This window comes from Streptomyces poriferorum (assembly GCF_019399235.1).
GTDB classification, from domain to species: Bacteria; Actinomycetota; Actinomycetes; order Streptomycetales; family Streptomycetaceae; genus Streptomyces; species Streptomyces poriferorum.
Genome location: NZ_JAELVH010000358.1, coordinates 1 through 6,805, shown reverse-complemented (window position 1 = coordinate 6,805; position 6,805 = coordinate 1). Strand labels below are relative to the sequence as shown.

Annotated in this window: 8 protein-coding genes; 4 read left to right on the top strand and 4 right to left on the bottom strand. The window is 72.1% G+C overall.

Annotation, left to right across the window (positions count from 1 at the left end; genetic code table 11):
- Together JGS39_RS35660 and JGS39_RS35655 are read left to right on the top strand one after the other, a co-directional pair.
- On the top strand, window positions 1–1,448 hold a 1,448-nt coding region (locus tag JGS39_RS35660), incomplete at its 5' end, for an HtaA domain-containing protein (RefSeq protein ID WP_219573911.1).
- A gap of 70 nt (window positions 1,449–1,518) precedes the next feature.
- Window positions 1,519–2,193 (top strand): PhzF family phenazine biosynthesis protein, encoded by a 675-nt coding sequence (locus JGS39_RS35655; protein WP_219573910.1) that lies wholly within the window; start codon window positions 1,519–1,521, stop codon window positions 2,191–2,193.
- An 88-nt stretch (window positions 2,194–2,281) separates the two neighbouring features.
- On the opposite strand, the gene JGS39_RS35650 is transcribed toward JGS39_RS35655, so the two are convergent.
- Entirely contained in the window at window positions 2,282–2,947 is a 666-nt protein-coding gene (locus JGS39_RS35650; RefSeq protein ID WP_219573909.1) for a biliverdin-producing heme oxygenase, read from the bottom strand.
- Window positions 2,948–3,168: 221 nt separating this feature from the next.
- On the bottom strand, window positions 3,169–4,026 hold the full coding sequence (gene map / locus JGS39_RS35645; protein ID WP_219573908.1) for a type I methionyl aminopeptidase: 858 nt from the start codon (window positions 4,024–4,026) through the stop codon (window positions 3,169–3,171).
- A 58-nt stretch (window positions 4,027–4,084) separates the two neighbouring features.
- Between map and JGS39_RS35640 the strand changes: the two genes are divergently transcribed.
- Entirely contained in the window at window positions 4,085–4,318 is a 234-nt protein-coding gene (locus JGS39_RS35640; protein ID WP_219573907.1) for a hypothetical protein, read from the top strand.
- 29 nt (window positions 4,319–4,347) lie between these two features.
- Here JGS39_RS35640 and JGS39_RS35635 read toward each other — a convergent pair whose 3' ends face one another.
- A complete protein-coding gene (locus JGS39_RS35635; RefSeq protein ID WP_219573906.1) occupies window positions 4,348–5,658 on the bottom strand; it encodes an MFS transporter in 1,311 nt (436 codons plus the stop codon).
- Window positions 5,659–5,738: 80 nt separating this feature from the next.
- Entirely contained in the window at window positions 5,739–6,341 is a 603-nt protein-coding gene (locus tag JGS39_RS35630) for a hypothetical protein (protein ID WP_219573905.1), read from the bottom strand.
- A 141-nt stretch (window positions 6,342–6,482) separates the two neighbouring features.
- Here JGS39_RS35630 and JGS39_RS35625 point away from each other — a divergent pair.
- A partial coding sequence (locus tag JGS39_RS35625; protein ID WP_219573904.1) for an NAD(P)-binding domain-containing protein occupies window positions 6,483–6,805 on the top strand: 323 nt, incomplete at its 3' end.

Below are 6,805 nucleotides of genomic sequence, written 5' to 3'. Positions count from 1 at the left end.
CCAGCGCCACCGCGGCCGCCCCCGCGATGGAACTGAAGGACGGCACGCTGGACTGGGGCTTCAAGGAGTCCTTCCGCAAGTACATCGGCGCCGCCGGAAAGATCACGGTCAAGGACGGCGCGACCCAGGCCGCGGGCAACGGTGTCTTCACCTTTGTCAACGGCAAGGGCACGTACGACATGACCACGCACGGCACCGACACCGCCTTCGAGGGGGGCGTCAACTTCTCCGCGCACGGCGGTGTCCTGGACATCACGCTCTCGGACGTCAAGCTCTCCACGGCCGGCACGGGCGGCGCTATCACCGCCGACGTGGCGACCCCGGCCGGCACCGCGAACGACGTGGCGGTCGCCGACCTCGACCTGTCGGCCGTCCGGCCGGGCCAGGGCGCGGGCGGGGCGATGGTCTTCAAGGACATCCCCGCGAAGCTGACGAAGGCCGGCTCCGAGGCCTTCAACGGCCAGTACAAGGAAGGGGAGGTGCTCGACCCGGCCACACTCACGGTGAAGGCGGTCGCCACCCCGACCGAGAAGCCGACGGATCCGGCCGAGCCGACGGAGAAGCCCACCGAGAAGCCGACGGAGAAGCCCACCGAGAAGCCGACCGAGAAGCCGACCGAGAAGCCCACGGCGCAGCCGACCGGGTCCACGCCGAAGCCGTCGCCGACCGCCACGGTCACCGACAAGCCGGCCGCCGACCCGGGCGCGATCGTCGACGGCACCCTGAACTGGGGCGTCAAGGCCTCCTTCCGCTCGTACGTCACGGGCCCCATCGCCCACGGCAAGGTCGAGACGACCGCCGGTGCCACCGCGACGGGCAGCGGCTACCGCTTCCCCGGCGCCACCGGCCGCTTCGACGCCGGGAAGCAGACCCTCAGCGCCGCCTTCGACGGCAGGGTCCGCTTCCTGGGCCACGAGGAGAACGGCGCATACACCCTGGACCTGTCCCTGACCAACCTGAAGATCCGGGCGGACGGGACCAGGGGCAAGCTCGTCGCCGACGTGTCCACCAAGGACCGTGAGACGAAGAAGATCGCCACCTACAGCGGTCTGGCCGTCGCCGACCTCGAGCTGCCCGCGGGCGGACTCACCGCCAAGGACGGTGTGGTGACCCTCTCCGCCGTACCGGCCACCCTCACCGCCGACGGCACCAAGGCCTTCGGCGGGATGTACGAGGCGGGCGCGCAGCTCGACGCGCTGACGGTCGCGGTCGCCCTCGACAAGGACGCCGAACTGCCGTCCACCGGCGGCTCGACGGGCGGCTCCTCGGCCCTCGGCTCGGCCACCACGGGCGGGACCGTGGGCGGCGGCGGTACGGTCGGCGGCTCGGGCGCCCTGGCCTCCACCGGCTCCGACCTCCCGGCGGGCGCCCTGTTCGCCGCCTCGGGCGTCATCGTCGCGGCCGGGGCGGCAGCGGTCGTCGTGGCCCGCCGCCGTCGTACCGTCTGATCCAGCGGCGCACCGCCCGGGTACCGGCCCTCTCACGGGGCGGGTGCCCGGGCGGTGCTTGAATGCGCACGTGAATGACTACGACGTACCCGCCGGCATCGACGTACTGCGCGTGTTCTGTGGCCCCGACGGCCGGCACGGGAACGCGCTCGGTGTCGTACGCGACGGACGCGGCCACCCCGACGAGGTGTCCCGGCAGGAACTCGCCCGGAAGCTCGGCTTCAGCGAGACCGTGTTCGTGGACGACCCCGAGCGCGGCCATCTGGACATCTACACCCCCGGCCTCCGGCTGCCGTTCGCCGGACACCCCGTGGTCGGCGCCGCCTGGCTGCTCGACCTGGAGGTCCTGGAGCTGGGGGTGGGGGAGGTCTTCGCCCGCCAGGACGGGGAGTTCAGCTGGATCACCGCCCGCCCCGAGTGGGCGCCGCCGCGCACACTTCAGCAGTACGCCTCGGTCGCCGAGGTCGACGCGCTGCCCGCCCCGCCGCCCGGCGAGGGCTGGCTGTACGCCTGGGCGTGGGAGGACGAGGCGGCGGGCCGGGTGCGAGCGCGGGCGTTTCCGCGCAGGTCCGATGGGATCGCGGAGGACGAGGCGACCGGGGCGGCCGCGCTGCTGCTCAGCGCACAGCTGGGCCGCGCCCTGAACATCAGGCAGGGCCGCGGCTCCCAGATCCTCACGGCCCCCGCCCCGGCCGGCACGGTGGAGATCGGCGGCCGGGTCGTGCTGGCACAAGCGGGCCTGTAGCGGCGCGATCAAGCCCGTCCGGCGACTGAGGACGGAACGAAGCGGTGGGGCACCCGAGCCCGGGTACCCCACCGCCGCCCGCCAAGGGCTACGCGCTGAGCGGGAACACCTCACCCAGCTCCCGGAACACCGCCGTGTTCAGCGCGAACGCGCGCTTGCACTCGTCCACGATCCGCTGCTTCTCCAGGTCGTCCGCGTTCACCGCGTCCAGCAAATCCCGGTAACCCCGCTTGAAGGAAGCGGGGTTGGCTATCTCCTCGAAGACGTAGAACCGCACACCGTCGCCCTTGCGCGAGAAGCCCCACGTCTTCTCCGCCTTGTCGCGGATGATCTGACCGCCCGACAGGTCGCCCAGGTAGCGCGTGTAGTGGTGGGCGATGTACCCGGCGGGCCAGGTGCGGGCGCACTCGGCGACGCGTGCGGCGTACGCGGCCGTCGCCGGGAGCGGCTCCAGGCCCTCGCGCCAGTCCGCACCCCGCAGATGGGCCAGATCGCGCTCCAGCTCGGTGGTGCGCATCAGCTCGGGCTGGATGAACGGCCCGGCGACCGGGTCGTCGGCCAGCGCCGGCGACCCGTCCTCCAGCGCCCGGTACACGAACCACAGCTGCTCGGTGTAGCGCGTGTACGCGTCCACCCCGAGGCGCCCGCCGAGCAGATCGCTCATGAAGGTCGAGGTCTCCGCCTCGGTGTGCTGCTCGTGCGACGCGGTGCGGATCAGCGTCGAGAAGGGCGTGGCGGTGACGGTTGCGTCCAAAGCGGGCCTCCGGGGACCGAGGGGGACGGGAAGTCCAGAAAGAGACGGAAATGTCGGCCCGCCGAGACTGTTCGCCCCGGTGTCCGCCGATGGGTCGATCTTCCTACTTAGGCTTACCTAAGTCAACTGTTTCCCGACGTGCTGTCGGTAAGTGACGGCAGGGGAAACGGGAACGGCCGCCCACGAGGGGCGGCCGTTGGAGGATGAGGCGGTCGGCTGGGCTACGGAAGCGTCAGGATCTCCGCGCCCGTCTCCGTCACCACGAGCGTGTGCTCGAACTGCGCGGTGCGCTTGCGGTCCTTCGTGACCACGGTCCAGCCGTCGTCCCACATGTCGTAGTCGTGGGACCCGAGCGTCAGCATCGGCTCGATCGTGAACGTCATCCCGGGCTGCATCACGGTGGTGGCGTGCGGGCTGTCGTAGTGCGGAATGATCAGCCCGGAGTGGAACGAGGAGTTGATCCCGTGCCCCGTGAAGTCCCGCACCACCCCGTACCCGAAGCGCTTCGCGTACGACTCGATGACCCGGCCGATCACATTGACCTGGCGGCCCGGCCGCACCGCCTTGATCGCCCGCCTCAGCGACTCCTCGGTGCGTTCCACGAGCAGCCGCGACTCCTCGTCCACGTCACCGCAGAGGTAGGTGGCGTTGTTGTCGCCGTGCACCCCGTTGATGTACGCCGTCACGTCGAGGTTCACGATGTCGCCGTCGCGCAGCACCGTGGAGTCCGGGATGCCGTGGCAGATCACCTCGTTGAGCGAGGTGCAGAGCGACTTGGGGAAGCCCCGGTAACCCAGCGTCGACGGGTACGCGCCGTGGTCGCACATGAACTCATGCGCGACCCGGTCGAGTTCGTCCGTGGTGACGCCCGGGGCGATGTGCTTCGCGGCCTCGCCCATCGCCTGGGCGGCGATGCGTCCGGCGATGCGCATGCGCTCGACGGTGTCGGCGTCCTGGACCTCCGGGCCGCTGTACGGCGTCGGGGCGGGCTTGCCCACATACTCGGGGCGCCGGATGTTTCCGGGCACGGAACGGACGGGAGTGAGCTCCCCTGGTACAAGCAGCGACTGGCCAGACATGCCAGCGAGTCTAACCAGCGTGTCTGGGGCAGCATGGCACCGAGGAAAGGAGCCGCTGATGGCCCTGTTCAAGAAGCGCACGGTCGGCAAGCCGGGCGAGTGGTTCTACTGCCTGGAGCACAAAAAGGTCGAGGAGGGCCCCGAGTGCCCGGCCAAGGACCGATTCGGCCCGTACACCTCCCGCCAGGAGGCGCAGCGCGCGATGGAGACCGCGCAGGAGCGGAACCTGGAGTGGGAGACCGACCCGAAATGGCACGACAGGCCGGACCCGGACGAGAACGCGGGCGGCTGAGGGAAGAGCCCGGGGCCGCGGTCCCGGGCTCAGCCCGTCGGCGCCGCCCGCAGTGCCTCCTCGCTCCGCGCCCGTCTGCGCAGCGCGTCCTCGTCCGTCTCCGAGTCGTACGTCAGGAGCTTCGGCAGGGCCGTGGCCAGCAGCGCCACCGAGGCGACACAGGCGACGCCCCCGGACCAGACCGCGGTCCTGGTGCCCGTCCACCCGGCCATGCCGCCGGCCCGGACCTGGCCCAGCTGCGGGCCGACGCTGTACGAGAGCACCTCTATGCCCGCGAGACGGCCCCGCAGCTCCTCCGGGATCGTCTGGTTCCAGATGGTCGAACGGCCGAGGCCGCTGAGCATGTCGCCCGCTCCGGCGACCGTCAGGCAGGCCAGCACCAGCCACACGTCGCCGAACCAGCCCGCTGCCGCGATCGCCAGCCCCCAGACGGCCGCACCGAACACCACGAACAGCCCGTGCCGGCGTACCCGTGAGGTCCAGCCGCTGGTCAGCCCCAGGACGAGGGAGCCGACCGAGCCCGCCGCGTACATCAGCCCCAGCGACCACTCGGCGTCCAGCTCGTCGGCGAGGAACGGGAAGATCGTGTTCGGGAAGGCGAAGAACATCGCCGCCATGTCGATCGCGTACGTCCCGAGCAGCACCGGCCGGCTCCACGCGTAGCGCGCCCCCTCCACGATGCCGCGCAGCGACGGCTTCGTCCCCTGCTCCGCGGGCGGCGCGGGCGCCAGCCTGCGGCACAGCACGACGGAGACGGCGAACGTGACCACGGTGACCCCGTACGCCGTCGCGTGCCCGGCATAGGCCACCACCAGGCCCGCCAGCGCCGGCCCCATGATCGCGCCGGCCTGCCAGCGCAGCGAGTTCAGCGCGGCGGCGGCGCCCAGCTGGTCGTGCGGCACGATGCGGGCCATCAGCGAGTCCAGCGCGGGCCGCTGGAGCCCGGCCAGCGCGGAGACACCGCCCGCCACTACGTACAGCGGCCACAGCATCGGATCGGGCAGGGCCGCGTTCACCAGCAGGACCAGCGCGAGCAGCCCCAGGCCCGCCTCGGTGGCCAGGATGACCTTGCGGCGGTCGGCCGCGTCGGCGAGCGCACCGCCGTAGAGCCCGAACACGACCAGGGGCACCAGCTCGACCGCGCCCATCGCGCCGACCGCGAGCGGAGATCCGGTGAGGTCCTTGATCTGGAGCGGCAGCGCGATCAGGGCCATGAAGCTGCCGAAGTAGGTGACGATGCCCTGCACCCACAGCAGCCGGAAGTCCGCCGAGGAACGCCAGGGGGAGAGGTCGGGAAGCAGCGCGGCCAGCCTGGCGGCGAGGGAGGTGCGAGAGGTCACGAGGAGACATGGTCCGGCCCGGTGCGTGCCTGGTGCAACCAGATTTCACCCAGGGGGACGGGTACCGGGGGTGTTCCTGGTCACCACCGCGCCGGCGGCGGCGCGGTCAGCTGGTCGGCCAGCCGGGACAGCCGGTCCCGGAACCGCAGCCGGCCGCGCTGCGCGGGCGTGCCGTTCTCCCCCGCCGCCGCGCTGACCAGGTGCTGGACCGTGTCCAGGTCCACATCGTCGCCGCCCGTCACGGAGAGCGCCTCGTGGGCGAGCCCCCGCACCTCCGGATCACCGTTGTCCAGCGACAGGACCGTCGCCCCGGCCCGGCGGGCATCGTGCACCCGCTCCAGCAGTCCCTCGCCCGGCCGCTCCGGTACCACCACGAGCAGCGTCTCGCCCCGCCCGGCCGCCTCGATCCGCCCGAGCCCCACGGACAGGTGAGCCGGGTCGCCCGGCCGCACGCGGTGGCGTACCAGCGTGGGCGTCAGCTCGGGGAACCCGGACCAGGTGGACTCGTCGACCAGATGGGCCGCCAGGTGCCACGGCTCGTACACCTCGGTCCCCACCAGCAGCAGCCCGCCGCCGTGCGGCACGACGGACGAGCGCAGCGTCCCGGCGAACCGCCGGGTCGCCGCCGGCCACTGGGTCTTCGCCAGCACCTCACGCAGCAGCGCCACACGTACGGCATCCATGGCCCGGCATCATGCACCAAACGGGCTCCCCGCACCGGCGAACGGCGGCGGAACCACCCTTACGAGCTCCCGTGCGCAGAGCAGTCCCACTGGCCGAGGACGCACCGTCCCGCCCCCCTACCTGGCAGTAGTGTCGGGGCCATGACTACGAATGACAGCGGCAGCGCGCCCAAGCCCCCCGCCAAGGACCCCTGGGACCTTCCCGACGTGTCCGACCTGACCATCGGCGTCCTCGGCGGCACCGGCCCGCAGGGCCGCGGACTCGCCTACCGGTTCGCCCGCGCCGGACAGTCCGTGATCATCGGCTCCCGTGCGGCGGACCGCGCCCAGGCCGCCGCCGACGAGCTCGGACACGGCGTGCGCGGCGCGGACAACGCCGCCTGCGCACGCGACAGCGACGTCGTGATCGTCGCCGTGCCGTGGGACGGACACGCCAAGACCCTGGAGTCCCTGCGCGACGAGCT